General features: G+C 46.9%; 12 protein-coding genes and 1 pseudogene. 5 read left to right on the top strand and 8 right to left on the bottom strand.

Annotated features, from left to right (window positions below; genetic code table 11):
• The first annotated feature begins 174 nt into the window (after positions 1-174).
• The 3 genes from htpG (at position 175) to JGUZn3_RS05540 (ending at position 4,097) form a co-directional block, all read left to right on the top strand.
• Complete coding sequence (gene htpG / locus JGUZn3_RS05550; protein ID WP_203414654.1) at positions 175-2,217, top strand: molecular chaperone HtpG; 2,043 nt, start codon at positions 175-177, stop codon at positions 2,215-2,217.
• A gap of 734 nt (positions 2,218-2,951) precedes the next feature.
• A complete protein-coding gene (pncA, locus tag JGUZn3_RS05545; RefSeq protein ID WP_203414653.1) occupies positions 2,952-3,632 on the top strand; it encodes a bifunctional nicotinamidase/pyrazinamidase in 681 nt (226 codons plus the stop codon).
• Positions 3,633-3,887: 255 nt separating this feature from the next.
• Complete coding sequence (locus JGUZn3_RS05540; protein WP_203414652.1) at positions 3,888-4,097, top strand: hypothetical protein; 210 nt, start codon at positions 3,888-3,890, stop codon at positions 4,095-4,097.
• 26 nt (positions 4,098-4,123) lie between these two features.
• Here the strand turns inward: JGUZn3_RS05540 and panB are convergent, their stop codons facing one another.
• Entirely contained in the window at positions 4,124-4,972 is an 849-nt protein-coding gene (gene panB / locus JGUZn3_RS05535; RefSeq protein WP_203414651.1) for a 3-methyl-2-oxobutanoate hydroxymethyltransferase, read from the bottom strand.
• Between the two features lie 691 nt (positions 4,973-5,663).
• On the opposite strand from panB, the pseudogene JGUZn3_RS05530 reads away from it, so the two are divergent.
• Positions 5,664-5,909: pseudogene (locus JGUZn3_RS05530) on the top strand (pyridoxal-phosphate dependent enzyme); the annotation flags it as partial.
• Positions 5,910-6,410: 501 nt separating this feature from the next.
• Here JGUZn3_RS05530 and JGUZn3_RS05525 read toward each other — a convergent pair.
• The 5 genes from JGUZn3_RS05525 to JGUZn3_RS05505 all read right to left on the bottom strand — a co-directional run bounded on the left by JGUZn3_RS05525 (position 6,411) and on the right by JGUZn3_RS05505 (position 12,279).
• Positions 6,411-7,073 (bottom strand): hypothetical protein, encoded by a 663-nt coding sequence (locus JGUZn3_RS05525; RefSeq protein WP_203414649.1) that lies wholly within the window; start codon positions 7,071-7,073, stop codon positions 6,411-6,413.
• Between the two features lie 390 nt (positions 7,074-7,463).
• Positions 7,464-8,579: a GDSL-type esterase/lipase family protein gene (locus JGUZn3_RS05520; protein ID WP_203414648.1), complete on the bottom strand. Its 1,116-nt coding sequence runs from the start codon at positions 8,577-8,579 to the stop codon at positions 7,464-7,466.
• Complete coding sequence (locus JGUZn3_RS05515; RefSeq protein WP_203414647.1) at positions 8,579-10,222, bottom strand: hypothetical protein; 1,644 nt, start codon at positions 10,220-10,222, stop codon at positions 8,579-8,581. Before JGUZn3_RS05515 ends, JGUZn3_RS05520 begins: the two co-directional genes overlap by 1 nt.
• A 9-nt stretch (positions 10,223-10,231) precedes the next feature.
• Positions 10,232-11,461, bottom strand: coding sequence for a phage fiber-tail adaptor protein (locus JGUZn3_RS12425; RefSeq protein ID WP_238996913.1), 1,230 nt, complete (start codon positions 11,459-11,461; stop codon positions 10,232-10,234).
• A gap of 623 nt (positions 11,462-12,084) precedes the next feature.
• Complete coding sequence (locus JGUZn3_RS05505; protein WP_203414646.1) at positions 12,085-12,279, bottom strand: hypothetical protein; 195 nt, start codon at positions 12,277-12,279, stop codon at positions 12,085-12,087.
• A gap of 491 nt (positions 12,280-12,770) precedes the next feature.
• Here JGUZn3_RS05505 and JGUZn3_RS05500 point away from each other — a divergent pair, with 491 nt between their 5' ends.
• The gene (locus tag JGUZn3_RS05500; protein WP_203414645.1) at positions 12,771-13,601 is read left to right on the top strand and encodes a glyoxalase; all 831 of its coding nucleotides are present in this window, start codon (positions 12,771-12,773) and stop codon (positions 13,599-13,601) included.
• A gap of 19 nt (positions 13,602-13,620) precedes the next feature.
• Here the strand turns inward: JGUZn3_RS05500 and JGUZn3_RS05495 are convergent, their stop codons facing one another.
• Both JGUZn3_RS05495 and JGUZn3_RS05490 read right to left on the bottom strand, forming a co-directional pair.
• Positions 13,621-14,040: a hypothetical protein gene (locus JGUZn3_RS05495; protein WP_203414644.1), complete on the bottom strand. Its 420-nt coding sequence runs from the start codon at positions 14,038-14,040 to the stop codon at positions 13,621-13,623.
• A gap of 843 nt (positions 14,041-14,883) precedes the next feature.
• Positions 14,884-17,193, bottom strand: coding sequence for a nitric-oxide reductase large subunit (locus JGUZn3_RS05490; protein WP_238996912.1), 2,310 nt, complete (start codon positions 17,191-17,193; stop codon positions 14,884-14,886).
• Between the last annotated feature and the right edge of the window lie 459 nt (positions 17,194-17,652).

Genomic DNA, 17,652 nt, shown 5'->3' with positions numbered 1-17,652 from the left:
ATTTATACCCCTATAGGGACGGCCCTGTTTTAAGAGTTTGCCAAAACAGACCTATGAAAATATTTTTAGTTTTTTATTCTATTCTAAAATTATAAAATTACCTTATATACAGAACACCGCATTTTTATTGCTTTATGTAGAATTTCCACTCTAGAAAACTGAAAAGGTCTTAAGATGACAGAGACATCGTCTTCTACCGTAGAAGAACGCCATGAATTTAGTGCCGAGGTTGGCCGGTTGCTGGATCTGGTGGTACATGCCCTCTATTCCGAACGCGAAATTTTTCTACGAGAACTGGTTGCCAACGCCGCCGATGCCACTGATCGCCGCCGGTTTGAAGCCCTCACCGAAGCAGCCTTGGCCCTGCCAGAAAAAGCGGGTATCCATATCCACATCGATAAGGACAAGCGCCTTTTAAGCATTTCCGATGATGGAATTGGCATGACCCGCGAGGAGCTAGCCCGCAACCTGGGTACTATTGCCCGCTCGGGCACCCGTGCCTTTGGCGAGCAGCTCCAAAACAGCAAGCCAGAAGAACGCCCAAGCCTGATTGGCCAATTTGGGGTGGGGTTTTATGCAGCCTTTATGGTAGCAGACAAGGTAGACGTCATCTCCCGTCATGCGGGCACTGAAGAGGCGTGGCAGTGGTCTTCAGAAGGTAAGGGCGAATATAGTATAAGCCCTGCACAGCGCGAAAAGCCCGGCACCAGCATTACCTTGCACATTAAAGCGGATGCTGATGAGTTCCTAGAAGTTTCCCGCCTTGAGACCATTATCCGCAAATGGGCCGATAATATTGCCTGGCCCATTACTGTACATGATGGCGAGAAAGAAAGTACAGCCAACCAAGGTACAGCCCTGTGGCGCAAGCCAAAAAGCGAGCTCACCCAAGAGCAGCTTACGGAATTCTACCGCCACACCTTTCATATGTTTGATGATCCTTGGGCCACCTTGCATTGGCATGCTGAAGGCACATTAGAGTTTACAGCCCTGCTCTTTATTCCCAGTATGCGGCCCATGTTTGAACCTATGGATGCCACGCGTGATAGTAAAGTGCGGCTCCATGTCAAACGTATGTTCATTACTGATGAGGGCAACATTCTTCCGCCTTGGTTACGGTTTGTCCAGGGTGTGGTCGATACCGAAGACCTCCCCTTGAATGTTTCGCGCGAGATGCTGCAAACCACCCCTGTGCTTAATCGCATCCGCAAGGCGGTCACCAACCGTGTTCTTACCGAACTTAAAAGCCGGGCCAAAAATGATGAGGCCTCCTATCTTAAATTCTGGGAAAATTTTGGGGCTCAGATTAAAGAAGGAATTTGGGATAACTCAGACCACCGCATGGAACTGGCAGAACTCTCGCGCTTCCACTCCACCACCACTCAGGAGCAGGCCTTAAAGGCCATCCCTGCAGAGGGGCAAAAAGCTGAGAATGCCGACAAAGGCTCTGAAAATAATCCAGCAAACCAGGAAAAGGCCCAAGAGGCCCAGGACAAAACCCAGAAAGAAGCCCAAGAAGAGACCCAAGAAAAAATTCGGGAAAACGTTCAGGACAAGGCGCTAACCACTCTGGAAGACTATATCTCCCGCATGAAAGACAAGCAGGAGGCCATTTACTATATTGCCGGTGACAGCTTAAAAACCCTCTCTTATTCCCCGCATCTGGAAGGGTTTAAAGCCCAAGGGATAGAGGTGCTCTTGCTGATTGACCCTGTTGATTCCTTCTGGCCAGAACGTTTGGGCAGCTATAAGGATAAACCCTTACGCAACATTACCCAAGCCCAAGACGATTTAAGCAAGCTGGCTGGTAAAACCGAATCAGAAGAGGCCAAAACACCAGCCGAGATGGAAAAGCTGGTAACCAGCCTTAAAGAAGCCCTAAAAGACAAGGTTTCAGAAGTAAAAGGCACGCATCGCCTTGTAGAGAGTGCCGTCGTGGTGGCCCCGGCCGCCTTTGGGCCAGACCTGCAAATGCAACGCCTGATGCGTCGTAGTGGTCAGGAGATGCCTGAAATTCCGCCCATATTAGAGCTCAATTTTCAACACCCCCTTATTAAGGCCTTGGCCGAACAGGTTGAAAAGGGAGAAAATATTGCCGAGACTTCCCTTATCCTACTGGATTTAGCCCGTATCCAGGAAGGGGATGCCCCTTCTGACCCACCTTCTTTCGCGCGAAGGGTACTGGTAGCCTTAACCGAGCAGCAAACCAAAAAGTAAGCCTAAGCGATTGGGCAATGCCCTATTCTTCCGGCTGTTAAAGCGGGAAGAATAGGGATCCTCTTGGGAAATCTGGACTTGCTAGCCCCTCAACCTTACTAGGTCACCCTTATATACTCGATCAGCTTATTGGGTCAGCCTTACGAGAAGGTCTGGGTCAGTCTCACCTAATCAATCTCACGTGATCAATCTCAATGGGGGACAGCCTGTAAGGAGATTAGCTTACCAGATCAGTCTCATGGGAGAGATCCCTTTCTTACTAGAGAGGATCACCTCTCAAATCTTATAGGAAACCACTTGGTTAGCCACCAACTTAAAAAAACAGGGACATCTCTAAAAAGGGAAATCTCTAAAAAACGAGAAAATAAAAAGGGGAGCCTCCTCGCTGGCTTTTCCTCTTATCCCATTGACTCTCCCTCATCCAAATCCTTAAATCGGGGTTGGAAGAAATTACACCCCCCTTAAAAAACTCCAACAGCCTTAAAAAATCCATCTGGAAGCCAATCCTAAAACCCACAATAAAACCATATGGGCCCCATCTTGAAGGGCTTCTCCTCAGCCTCCAACGCCATAGAGCCTCCCCATAGCGCCCCAATATTCCAGTATCCAGTGTTCCTGTGTTCCAATCCCAGTAATCCAAGGCCCGAGTACCACAGTCTCCCAGAGCTCCAAAAAACCCCAGAACTCCAGACCCCCTGAAACCCTAGAGCTTTAAAGCCCCCATTGAAAAGACCATGAAAACACCTTCGCCCCTTACCCTTTCCCCCACCACAGACATGCTCGGCGTGATTGATGTTCAGCCGGATTTTATGCCAGGAGGGGCCCTGCCAGTGCCGCATGGAGATAAGGTTATAGGGCCTATCAACACCTTGCTGACCCGTTATTTCTCCCAAGCCTTTGCAACCCAAGACTGGCACCCCAAGGGGCATTGCTCTTTTGCTTCCAGCCACCCGCCCCATCGCCCTTTAGAAACCATTTCTCTCCCCTATGGCCCCCAAACCCTCTGGCCGGACCATGCTGTGCAAGATACCCCCGGTGCACGCCTTCACCCCCAGCTTACAACAGCTGCCATTCAACTGATTATCCGTAAAGGCACCCATCGAGAGGCTGACAGCTACTCAGCCTTTTTTGATAACGGACATACCTATTCTACCGGTCTTGCGGCATGGCTTAGGGCCCAGGGTATAAAACGTCTCTTCTTCTGTGGCCTTGCTTTGGAATATTGTGTGCTTTTCTCGGCCCTGGATGCCAAGAAAGCAGGCTTTGAAGCCTTTGTTATTGAAGATGCCACCCAAGCGCTTAATACCCCCTTTGCCGATGGAACAACCAGCCGGCAAAAGGCTTTAAAAGACCTTTCCCAACACTCTATCGGCCTTATTACCACCCAGAAATTACGGGCCTTCAAAAAGGGATGAGAGATGAGAGATGAGAGATGATAAGCTGATTATTCCCCATGTAAAGCCTATGGCTTCATAACGAGAGACAGGACCAATGATCAAAAGAGCATCTGCCTGTTCAATACCCGCTATCCCAGAGTTCACTGTATAAAAAGGCATGCTTAATAAAAAGGCATGTTAACGATAAACCGAGGGTTACGGGGTCTCTCACAGCTATTGCACGCTCCCCCACCCATTCGTAAGGAATAACCACAGCGAAGGGTTTCTTGCCAAATGCCGGCCCCTCTTACACCCATTCGTGAGAGATGCGCTCCCGCTCAGTTTATCGTTGCCCAACCAAACTCCTCTCCCTCCCACTCAAGAGGGATGACCAGGGCTGATGCGTTTTTCTGCCCAAGCCTCTGCCTCTCTCATCCGTTCCTGGAGAATGACCGGATGCCTGTCGCATTAACAGTCAGGGCAATTTCTCTCATCCGTTCGTAGAAATAACCCCTATTGATTAAACCGTTTTAAGTCTTGGGGGTAAAGACATGGTTCTGGTCAGGAAATTCACGGCGGCGCACTTCCTCAGCATACTGGCGAGCCGCCTCTCGCATCTCCTCGGCAATATGGGCATATCGTTTAACAAACTTTGGTTTAAACCCTTCAAAAAGCCCAAAAATATCGTCACTAACCAAAACCTGCCCATCACACGCAGATGAGGCCCCTATCCCAATCGTAGGAATAGCAATCTGAGCGGTAATCTCTGCAGCAACCGGCTCGATCACCCCTTCCAGAACAATAGCAAAGGCCCCGGCCTCGGCAATGGCTGTCGCATCACGGCAGACTTTCTCTGCGGTTTCCCGATCGCGCCCCGTAACCTTAAAGCCCCCCATAACCTGCACAGATTGAGGCATAAGCCCAACATGACCACAGACAGGCACCCCACGATGGGTAAGGAAGTTAACCGTATCAGCCATTTCCTCTCCGCCTTCAAGCTTAACAGCAGCAGCCCCCGTTGCCTTTAGAATACGCACAGCCGTTTTAAAGGCCTGCTGGGGGCTTTTCTGATAGGAACCAAACGGCATATCAACCACAACACAACTCCGCTGACTGGCCCGAACAACCGCTTGCCCATGCGCGCACATCATCTCAACACTCACGCCAATGGTCGTGTCCGTTCCGTAAAGCACCATTCCGACCGAATCCCCAACCAGAATCAGATCTGTGACCTCATCAACAATTCTGGCAACGGGGGCCGTATAGGCGGTGAGGCAAACAATGGGAACAGTGCCCTTCATGGCCTTAATGGCTGGAACCGTAAGCCTTTTGATAGGAGTTGCAGAAGAAAGCGGGGTGGATATGGGGTAAGATATCATGAAAGGAGCCTGAAAATGGAAAATGAAACACTATTTAATGAAGCACTCTTTATGAAAAATGAAACACTCTATTAAAGTTAAGCCTTACTGTGCAAAAATATAAACAGGGCTGAAAGCTTTACAAGGCCCCTCCTTTATTATCCTGCCTACCGCCCAAGCTCATTGGTATCGCATTGTCCATATATTGGTGATATTCTTTATGATTGATGAGATTATTTACGAACGTATATAGAAGGAAAAAGCTATTTTGATACCCGCATGGCCTATAGTACCCGTTCTGTACCTGTATCCGACTCATCTGGCCTGTTAAAACATCAGGAAACATGTCTGGCCCTTATAAATCAGGAGGGGCTCAATCTTCCTTACCCCTAGAAGCATTAAGGATATCTCAGGATAGGACAAAGAACAACAATTTTGGGATTTTGCTTAAAATTCTGGGATTTTTTACTTTGGGGTCTTTCTTAAAAAAGGAAATGTGCAGCCTTTTTTTCTTATCTTAATTATTTTTCTCATCTTAATGATGCGGGCCAAGATCTGTCATTTTCTAAAACCCCTCACACCAAGTCCAATTCCGAGAAGGGTTAGGCCCGTCATGGCCTACCAATAGAAACCAGACTTTCACCGCCTGTTACTTATAGACCAGCCGAGAACGTCCCTCATTTTATTTTTCATATCAATGCGTAGCGGTTATGTTATGCCCAAATTCACCCCATCGGCTAAAGTGACCCGCACAGCAGACTGGGGGGGAGAAGTTATCCTTTACGGAAAAGACTTTGCCGAAGCAAGCGAACATGCCAAGGAATTATGCCAAAGAGAAAAACGTGTTTTCATCCACCCCTATGATGATCCCGCTGTTATGGCCGGCCAAGGCACACTAGGGCTGGAGTTTCTTCAGGATTTCCTAGAATCCCTCGATTATAAAGGCTTAAAGGCATAAATTTTAGCGCCTTCTTGAGGGATAAGGAAGAAAAATAGGGGGAAAAATGGAAGAAAACGCTCTTTATAAAGGTTTTCGGCCCTGTAAGAAGTTTGGCTGAGCAGTCTATTGCTGCCTACCTTTAAGGGCTTTGAATGAGGGCTAACCCGGCTGATCGATAATAGGAGCAGATTGTATATCGGCCCTCTTTAAAGGAAGGCTTTTACCATGATGCCGCAAAAAGAAAGAAGCTACAAAATGTCCTTCATCAAAAACGTAAGTCTCCCACATATACCCTACATAACGTACGGTGATGAGGCGATAATACACCAGATAGTCTTTCTTTTCAGAAACCAGAAAAGCATATTGATAGGGCTTATATTAGTTTTCATAGAGTGTACTTGAAAAAACATTAGAAATACTCGGGGCCATTGAGAGGTCTAAATCTTCTTGCGGAAGGATCGAGCTGAATTGGCTTTCCTTATCCCTAGATAGATGCCAATCAAAAACATTGGGTTGTTTCTAGTTAATATAGCGATGATCCAAACCCGTAATAAAGGTTTTTACATGCTCCGACAAAGCTTTACAGGGGGCTCCTATCAGGCAGAACCGGCCCTTATACGGGTGAGAAGAATCATCAGGAAAACCAACAGAGAAATAATGGGCCCTGATACGGCAGGGCTTGGTCCATCCAGCATCACGATAGGAGGTGGCCTCTAGCTGTTCTACATTCTGGTCTTGGAGGTCCCGGGTTATGATGGTCACAATGCTCTTCCCCATTTTTATAATAGAATGGCGGCTTAAGTCTTCCTCTGAAACCTCCATATCAATGGGTGGGTCAATAAGGTGGGAAACCCCGTTTTTTATAGAAAAATAGGCCGAATAATCATAATAGCCAGTCCCCGCTACTAAATGGGCGAGACCTAAAGGTACATCAGGCGTAAAAACATAAAAACCGGGGATAGCCTGAAGGCCCATATCGGGGAAATTCCTTGTGGCAAATTCACGCAACTCTTTATCGGCACCAATCTGTTTTAAAAGCCTTAAAAGGTTGATCGCATCCTTAAGGGCATAATCTTCTATAAACTCTGCAGGGTGCCCTTCAGGAGAGACATAAAGATGCTCTTTCTGCAACTGGGTAATATCGGCATCCACATAAGTGCTGTAAAGTGCCTTTAATTGCACCCTATATTTTTTTCATCAAAGAACTGTAAAAGGATATCTTCCTTGCTCATCCTTTTTTCCCATTGCTCAAACCTGTTGCGATAATGCGTATAAATATACTGGCAGGCTTGCTCTTTCTGGGCTACTAGTCAACGGCCTGGGCTGGCAAGGGAAAGACCACCAACTCTACCAATAAACGGCAAACCCACCAGCGCTGACGGACCATGTTCTTCATTCCTATCTCTATGTTATCTCTCACCCTACCATACCCTGAAGACCATGAGTGATTCCATCCCCTTGAGCTGAAAATAGTCTTCCAAGGTTATCACCTCTTCATGAGGGGCCATTTATAACCGCATGGACTTATAGCCGCACAATCTTATAATCGCCTGGTCTTATAACCACATGATCTTACAGCTTCATGGTCTGCAAAACAGGGATCGCTCCGGTGTCAGCAACAGGGCGCAAGACAGCCCTTCGGCCTGTACCACCCCCATATTTGAATTGCCCCCATGCTGTCATGATGGCGGCATTCAATTTAGGGGCAATATTCCCCATAACGGCAGAGCCCGAGGGATGGAGAACATTCGCCATCGCCTCCATCAGGTAAAACCCGCTCGTATCAATCAGCCTAACCCGTGGGTGCGACAAATTCCCTATAATCGTGCGCCAGCTTTCTGCATGCGTCTGGTTAAAAGGAGTCATGGCCAAAATCAAGGCCTTTGGAGCCATATCCAGGAGGTTTTGGATGATGGGAGTAACCGTAGAAACAAAAGTGGCCTTGCTGGCGGCATAGTCGTTTGTCCCCATATTGATCAAGACCAGGTCACAATCTGTCAGGGTACGATTAATACCTGGCTGAAGGTAATCATAGGTTTGGGTAAAATTAGGAACGGCCCCATTATCGGGCTGTTTGGTAAAACCCTGGCCGGAATACCCCACAATACCGGCCTCACACCCTAGAGCTTGCATAACATTGTAGGCATAACTCATCATCGCATTATTGCTCTTATAGCCATTATTTTCCAAATCCAGTGCACCGTACCCTTCGGTAATGGAATCTCCATAGATACACACCTTGAGCGGATAGGCACTGATGGGAAACAGCCTTGCAGAGTTATCAATCTCAATGCCCGTAAGGGAAACCCGGCAAGGGCCTGCGCCCCACTTGTTGATTTCAGGCGGGACAGTACGCACCCATACCTCTATAAAATGCCAGCCTTGCCGCCCCATAACAGGGTCTAGTGTTGTGGCATCCCCCGGGGGAAGGGTCATCACCACACTGCTTTGAAGAGGAGAAAATACCCAATTATACTGCCCAATACGGTAAGCCACAACCGGTGGAAGGGCAGCAATAACCTCTGCCGTATTAAAATGTAATGTCAGGGTTTTATTCCCTGTTACCAAGGCGTTTGTCATAAACTTAAAATACGAGCCCGAATTATAGGCTGTCATGACGGCCCCATCCCTATGCCAGGTATAAGGCGAGTAAAGAATGGAAGACTCTGTTGGAAGGATCACATTCACTATTCTATCCCCCTCATGAGTGGGTTGCCCACAACATTGCGCACAAACAGGCTATGACCATTAAAACGAAGGGTTTGACTGAACACACTATCGCCAGCCAGTTTAAACCAGGGCTCGGCAAGGGTGGTATCAGGGTAAGAATTTTGGTCGAGAATGAGATATTCAAAACTATCACCAGAATGAAAGGTAAACTCAACCCCGGATTGGGCTTTCACACGGTTCGTATAGACCCCATTCACCAATGGGTAAAAACCCAAAGCCCCCACACTAGGCATTTGTGGAGTAAGGTTAGGGTTATAGGCCCCATAATATTTGCAATAGGCGCTCACTGTTATATTTTTAATGGTCAGGCTCTCATCAGGGGCAATCTCTCCATCAGGGGCTATGCCTCTGAAGAACAAGCGGCTGAAATCCACCTTTAAAGCCATGTCTTTACAGACCAGGTTTCCATCCAGATAAACCGCTATAAACCCTGCTTGACAGGTTAAAGCAAAACGATGCCACTCTCCATCATTAACCAAAACGCCACTTTTATAGGTGACCTTCTCGTTATTACGACTGTCGTGAACAACAAACTCGCCTGTTGCGGCCTCTATCCCTGCATCAAAGAGTGAAAGAGACCCTATAAGGGAAAGGTCTGAGACTAAGGCTGGCGTTGTAGCCACTTTGAATTCACACTCACAGGTAAAATCTTCCAAGTCCTTGCTGGCCCCAAAGAAAAGAAGGCCACCAGTCAACCCTTCTGTTGTAAATTTTACCCCAGAAGATCCTTTGGACCAGGGGTAAAGGGTATCAAACCCCCCATAGGGTTTTTGGGGCACAACCTTAAATCCGGTATTTCGTTGGTTTGTTGTGCTTGGCCTGCTCGTGGCGACATCATGGGTAAGAAGATAATACCCAATCGCATCTTTTGCGTTGGTCACAGCTTCTGGCTGATAATCTTCCCAATATTTGGCAAAATTAAACAGCGCCACTTCCCTTATGGCGAGAAGATCACCCGGGGCATTGACTTCATCAGCAGCCTCATTGGCCCCACGAAAAACCAGTGTTTGCCAGTAAATGTTCCATGGTTGCAGATCAGGAGTTAAAACCTTGCCATCTACTGCAAGAATAACCAGACCAGATGCCCCTCCTCGCCCAATAACAGCCAGATCATGAAAATTTCCATCCAGCAGGTTAATGCCAAAATCCGACAGAGCATAACTGGCCACCTGATTATCTTTATTCACCACGGACAGATGATTTGCTCCATCCACCTTCACAGCAAAACCCTCTACTGGCGCCCCGATAAGAGGATAAAAATTAGATCCCAATTGTGCACTAGAAAAAAACTTTAAGCTGATGGTAAAATGTTCCGGTGTTAAAACATTATTATTGCAAACCCCTTTTCCCCCTGTAAGACCAGAGCCATTCCACTTCACAACATTATTAGTAGTATCCATAAGAACCATAGACGATACGGCTTGTATCAAAGCCGTAGGTTTTGCTGTCTCTGGAATAAGGTTGCCCACGACCTGAACGGTTTTAGCGGAAAGAATGGTGACTTTTCTTTCAAATCCTTGGCCGCTATATTGGCCAATCTCGAGGTTGCCATCGTCATTAAGGGACATTCCTATATCCCCATTCTGGTAATCCGTCATCATCGCTGCTCCTTAATTGAGAAAAAAAACACCAGGCTTGCGAACAAGACCTGGTGGGGTGTAGACGAGTTCTGCCGTTCCATCGGCCTGCTTTTGCCATTGGCGACCTGTTTCCTTGTCAATCAATGTCTGCCCTATGGCTGCACTGGTTAAAACAGGCTGGTTAGAAGATTCATCTGGCGTGCCGGCCATAAAAATATTCGGGGCCCCCACAGGCCCATCATTTCCCTTCTCCCCTTTTGGGCCCTGGGGACCTTGTGCACCTTTTTCTCCCGGTGGGCCTTGCGGGCCAACAGGACCAATCGCCCCCTGCTCGCCTTGCACCCCTTGGGGCCCCGGGTTCCCCGGTGGGCCTGCTAAGCCCATCTCCCCTCTCTCACCCTGAGGGCCTTGTGCACCCTTTTCCCCAGGAGGGCCTTGCGGGCCAGCAGGACCTACCTCGCCTTTTTCTCCTTGAGGGCCCTGAGGGCCTGTAGAGCCACCAAGAGTTGTAATTTTTACCCAACTATAGGCAGACCGTGTCCCAGAAAGTGTACCAGAGCCAGAGAGCGTACCAGAGAGTGCCCCGGAAAGTGTTCCAGAGGATGGTGCTCCAGAGGATGTTCCAGAGACAGGCTGATACTGAAACAAATCATTTGTTAAGCGATTGATCACCATATCGTACGCCATAAGGGTAAACCCATCTGGAGCAACATAGGAGAAATCTGGATCCTTATCAGAAACCCAGAATTGGGGGCCCCTTATCCCTTTTCCCAATGTCACAGGCGGTGAATGAGCACTACTGATCAAGCCCTGTTCTATCACCACGCTTTGAAGCACCACCTCTCGTACTTCGCTGGTATCCAGGGCAAGACGGAAATGAATCCCCGAACGCATGTTCAAGGTGCCCCCAGCAATCGTGACATAGAAGGATTTTCCTGTCGAAGTCACTGAAAAGCCCGAAAAAACCAGCCGAGGGTCACCCGCCTGTGCCGTAACCTCAACAATATTTTCCGATGAGGCAAGTTGGCATGAAAAATCTATCCAATATCGCTTGCTTTCTTCCGGCCCCTTACTGCCTAACACCATGGCCTGACGCCCAAGAGGGCCAGGCGGGACAATAAACCATGCCCCTGGGGCAACATCTGCCGGGACAACAACGGAACAGACTGAAGGATAAAGCGCCTGTCCCCCTGCGGCCGATACGGAAACAGATACAGGATTTTTTGAATTAGAAACCGTTTGAGCCATTATTTTTCCCATAAAAAAAGCTCCCAAAAGGGAGCTCGCTGCTTAAACAGAATTCCAGTGACGTTTTTTACATCTGATTATGCCAGCTGGAAAATACCCACAACAAAAAACGCCTGGGCCTTTTTGCAAGACAAACCAGGCGACCTCTAGGGTTTTATTAAATATCCCCCACCCTGTTTCACATTGTTATAAAACAGGTTTAAGCAAAAAATCTTTAAAATAAGAGTAGGATATAATAAGTACTATAACCTATATAAAAAAATATGTAACCTAAAAAGTAACACCCAAAAAAGAATTCCGTTTTTATAAGCGCCGGCTCTCTTTTAGACCGGCTTCTCTTTTAGAAGAGAAAGTTTACTATGATTCACCTTGAGGCCCCCACATAACACCCCATCGCTATTCTTGGCATGTAAACGCCTAGCGCCGTCTCCTTCCTTATGCCTTATTCCCTCTTTCTAGTGCAAAAGGGATTGATATACGTTATTACGCTGTGATTTACCCAGTCACAGATGATATCGAGCAGCTTACTAGCAGCTTATCAAAGAAAAAGTCGCCCCTAAACATTGGAAGAGAGATATTCATATAGTGTTGGACAGAAATAGATTTCTTCTCACCTCAACTCCCTGGGTGTTCGGTTATGACGGCCGGCAAGAACTTATCGGTTCTATAAGAGTATTAAGGGCTCCACTCTGCCATTTTCTGATGGCGTTCTTGGCACCATCCGACACCAAAGCACCATCTTCCACTAAAAGCCCACCCCACAGGGAACATAATAAGGCGCACGCTGTACCCTGCTCATCCTTCAAAAGACTCTCACAGTTACGAGACATACTAACCGTTACGAAACGTAATCATAGGCACGTTCTGGCTATATTTTAAAAAATATTTATTAAATAAGTAAATTTAATTAAAAAAATCTATGATTTAGTTTCTATTTTCTTCTTACAATTAAAAATGATTATCATTATAAATAAATTGTCTTTATTCTTATATGGACTTGTAATTTCCAAACTGTTTTTGGAAATCTTACTCACTTAACCTTGAGAGAACTCAACAGCCTGCCTCGTAAAAAACAAATCGGGCAGGCTATTTTTTTGGTTTGCAAACTATTTTTTGGTTTGTAAAACGGGCGAGCTCTTCCATAACCTTGCATTAGTTCTCTATTTGTTCTAATATTAGCCTGTTCATTCGTAGCATCTCTATAATCCTGCCCATTATAATTGCTTATTCAGCATCATGGCATATTATTCAGTCTTTCTACTGTACCCTATTTCCAAAAAGGCATCTCAGAAACTTCCACAATTTTAGGAGTCATTCTCTCATGAGCTCTTCTGATCCTTTTTATTCCCCATCTTCAAACCATGGTTACTTGGTTGAAGGCCAGCAAAATGGCTTTCCTCATGTCTATCTTAAAAAAGGAACCCTTGATGCTTTCACAAAAAGCTTTGTCAGCACCTTTGGCGGCACAATTCAAGAAGGAGGAACCGTACAGATAACCCCGACAAAAAGCTCTGTCCAACTCGCTTTTATTTTTTCGCCTGTAGGCAGCCTCTCTGTTTTTGATTTTGCCACCGCTCTGCCCGCACCTTTCGGCCAGGAACGTACAGGCTTTATGGTCTCTGATCTTCAGCAAGCCCTTCTAACAGCCCGCCAACTTGGGGCCAAAGCCCTCATTGAGACTTTTGGCGACGCCATAGGCAATGATGCCGTTATTATATGGCCTAACGGTGTGCAAATGCAGCTTTTTCAGTTTTTTAAGCCATCTCAGTATGCCCCTTTGCAAACCGTGCCAGAAAACAGACTTTACATTCCCCTGGAAGGCGCTGATGAATTTATTCGGCAGTTTAGTATTTTTTCAGGCAGTGCTTTAATTGAAGATGCCATTATGCCCGCTGGGCAAAACCCCATTTCCGATGGGGCTGTAAGAAATGTTCTGCTTGTTTCTTCGACCAGCTTTGGCAATACCCGTATCTTTATCACCAACGGTCATCTCAATTACCCCTTCGGGAGAGAAACCTTTGGCTATAAAACAGAAAACCTTTGGGATACACTAACAAAAGCTGTTAAGGCTGGGGCAGACCCCCTCTACTCCAATAATACTGATTCGACCATTCTTCAGTTCCCTGGGGGCTATATTGCAGAGCTCCACTAAGAAGACTGCATAACAAGGCTTACCGCCTTGCATAGAGTACCCATTGACCGCTAAAGGGTTCACCGCAAAAAATGGGTACACCTATAGAGATCTCGCACATTACATAGTGTTTAGTTGGGGTGTGAACCTGCATAATGGCCTTGCCATTATAGGGACCTTTGCAAAAAGTTACCTGCCCGATTGAAAGGCTGCATTGTTCCACCCTTTTAGGGCCTGGCCGATAAATAACGGCCTGCCCACTAAAGGGGAGGCCACAAAAAACAACTTTCCCAATGGTTAAACGGCATTCCCTGTATTCCCCCCCCAATTGGGTTTGAGCGTGGACAGGCCTATCAGCCAAAGCCAATGGAACCATACACCCAACAACCCAACAAAGGCTTTGAGTAAGCTTACCAAAACCGATAGAAGACCAAGGAAAAAATTCCATAGGCAAAAACATCGTATGGGCCCTTCCCCTTTCTTTCAAAACCCTATAATTTTAAAAACCCTATGAAATACCTCAGTGAGAAGCCTCTGTGGGGAACCCCTGATCAAGGCCCTCCCTCACGCTTACTCTGACCTATAAAAATATTCTGGCTATAAAAATACTCTAGTAAAAATATCTGGTCTATAAAAAATCCTGTACCATATTCAGCCATACCCCGCAGTTACACCCCTGCGATCGGTGGCTCAGCTTTTCCAGAGGTTGAGCATAACCTTCAGAGGGCATAAGAACAAGCAATGGGGTGCAACCTGGCTTGAATACTCCATACAGAATGCCACCCCCATTCATCCTTCCTCAAAAGTGAGCTCATAACTCCGCCCACTCTCCATAAAAGCGATGAGGAAATCAGAGCCTAACCTTGCCCCAAAGCCATGCATAGCCATACTCCCTCCACGCTTTAAAAGCGCCTGCCCCCATCACAACACAACCATCCCCGCAATAGCCTTATTCACTCGTTTTGTGGTCTTAAGAACCCCCCTTGCTCGTGGAAAGAATTGGAACAGCCATTTTTCCACGTTAAGCCCGCTCGCCTGCCCGTATGGAAAGGGCCTTGGGTCCGTTTATGCTAGATCTTCATACCAAAGAGTTTGGCTATATAGAAGTTTCAGCTCCAATATTGGTGAACGTCAAGCCAAAAAACGCTTCACCAAAAGGCTTGCACCTACCAACAAGGCCCAGATCAAAACCTAAAAAACGCCCAGAAATCTTCTTTCCGAGCGTTTCTCTAGGCATTTTTCTGGCGTTTTTCTGGGTGCTTCCCTTTAAGCCTTTTTCTCTCCCTCCCGCAGGAGAGAAAGCCTAGCGTTTGGCAAAAATAGGCTTGAGTTTAACGGTAAAGTCAAGGGCCATAATGAGTGCACCAATGGCAAACACAATATCCCCAACAATACGCAGCCATTGCCAGTTTGTTGTCTGGTTATAGAAATCCAGACTACGGGCATAGGTTAAGCCATGCTCATAAACAGCTGCCAACTGGGCCCAACCCACTGGGAAGAAGGTTAACAGGGTCCATAATACCAAGCCTGCATTATACATCCAGAAAGCCGTATATCCCCATTTCTCATTAAAGCTAAAGCGGTCTCCAGCAACGTAGCGCAAGCAGAAATACACCATCCCCAACCCAAGCAGCCCAAAGGCGCCAAAAAGAGAAGTATGGGCATGGTTAAGGGTTAGGAATGTGCCATGCTCGTAATAATTGACCAAGGGAGCATTCAACACGCCCCCGCCAAACACCCCTGCACCGACAAAGTTCCAAACAGCAGCCCCGATAATATAGACATAGCCGAGCTTGTATTTGAATGTTTCATGAGAGGAAATAACCTTATATTGGTCAATAGATTCAATCACCAGCAAAACCAGTGGTAACACTTCAATAAAGGAGAACATGCTGCCCAGTGGAATCCAAATTGAGGGTTCACCAGCCCAATACATATGGTGGCCTGTTCCCATGACACCTCCAAGGAAGATGAGAATAAGCTGGAAATACACCGTCCGCTCTGCTAATTGCCGAGACACAAGGCCCACGCCCATAAGCAAATAAGCCGTTGCACAAGCGGCAAAATACTCAAAGGATTCTTCAACCCAGAGATGAACAACCCACCACCGCCAGAAATCATCCATAGTGTAGGATTTACCCACCTCGAACATGGGGATCATGCCGAACACATACAGCACAGCAATATTCAGGGTGGAAAGCCAGAACAGATGCTCCAGGCGGATTTTCCCCCGAAGGAAGGCATTGCGTGCCTGGGCCCACAGCTGGCGATCGGGCCAAAAGGAGCGGCATATTAACCATGACCACATTAAAAGGGCGGCAAAGAATATAATCTGCCACACACGGCCTAACTCCAGATAAGAGTTCCCCTGATTTCCAAACCAGAACCACAGATCTGGCAAGTACCCCATAATCCCCAGATAGTTGCCCACCACAATACAGGCTACGACCAAAACAGAGGCATAAAACAACCCATCGACCAAAATACCCTGGAAGCGAGCCTCCTTACCGCTGATGATAGGCCCAAGGAAAAGGCCAGACCCAATCCAGGCAAAAGCAATCCATACCACGGGGGCTTGAAGGTGGATACTGCGCAAAAAGTTAAAGGGCAGATATTTCCCGATAGGGAAGCCATAAAAATCTGCTCGTTCAGAATAGTAATGGGCCATAATGCCCCCTACTAAAATCTGCACCAAAAACATCACGGCAACAAAAAGGAAGAATTTCCAGATTTTTTTCTGGCTTGGTGTCAGGCTGCCAAAGCCTACCATAACCAAGTCCATAGGCCCTTGATCGACACCCGAAAGCCATAACCGGTTAATGGTAATAACAGTACCAAAACCCAAAAACACAAAGCAGAATCCAACCCATGTCCATGTAAATGTCAGATTTGTGGGCGCATTGCCTGCTACGGGTTCATAAGGCCAGTTCTGTGTCCAGGAAATAGTACTATTCGGGCGGTGCCCCACGGTGGTAAAGACCGAATAGAGAATGAACTCTGCCGTATGCTTGGCCTTTTCACCCGCTAGGGCATGGGCTTTGGTATAACCGGCCAGAACATCATCGGTTGTGAGTTCTTTTTCAAGCTTGTCCCTTACAGAGAGCACGGCCCTAGAAAGGGCATCGGGCAAGGTCAGAGTGCTTTGAGTCAGGTCGATATTCCGCAGCATGATCTGCATCTGCTTGCGGATCTTGAACTGCTCATCTTCCGGTAGCTTGTTAAAGGGAATGCTCTGCTCATCAAGGGCGAGGTTATTCTCGGTAGCCTTCGCAATGGCCACCAGGTTAGCGGCTGTATAATCGGGTCCAAACATTGAACCCATTCCGTAAAGCCCGCCCCAATCGACCAAGTCTGCCTCTTGGAAGCCCTGCTTGCCCAGAAAAATATCTTCTCCCGTAAACAAAGTTGTTCCATTGGCTGCCACGATCCTATCAGGAATAGGAGGAGCAGCACGATAGGTAAACACTGTAGCCCATGTCATAAGGGCAAAGCATGCCAGGGCCGTAAACAGCAAAACCCATTTCAAAACCCGGCTGACCGGATCCCGGTTAAGCTCAACATGGGTGCTGGCAGCCATTTCACTGCGAATACCCTCATAATAGCTATTAGACATTCATCTCAAACTTTCTCAAACAAAGTGATAACCAAGTGTTGCTTTTTTCTACTTGGCCTTCTGTAAAAAGATTTTCTTATTAAAAGACAGAAATCCTTAAATTTTAGATAAAACACTTTTTTATATAAAAAATGTATTAAAAATACATCTTTATTCTCTTAACAAATTCCAACCTATCCGAAAAGGGGAAATTTATTTTATTGTTATAAATCACATCGCCTATTTCTTTTTAGCAACAACTTTTCTATTCCCTATGTCTACTCTTTCCCTCTATGTCTACCCTTTCCCTATAGTGCGTTGGCCCTATAATAGGATGATCAGCCCTATAGTACATAGCCCGTATTCCTCGTGAAGGCTCGAAAACGCGCGATATCACTAGTGGTCTTCCTCGTGTGGCAGAGCTGTTTGAAGCCCGCCGGCCAAAGGATCATGCTATTATTGCTGAGGCACCGGGGCGTG

The organism is Entomobacter blattae (assembly GCF_014672835.1).
GTDB classification, from domain to species: domain Bacteria; phylum Pseudomonadota; class Alphaproteobacteria; order Acetobacterales; family Acetobacteraceae; genus Entomobacter; species Entomobacter blattae.
Note: the sequence above shows the minus strand (reverse complement) of the source record. Positions and strands in the feature narration are given on the sequence as shown.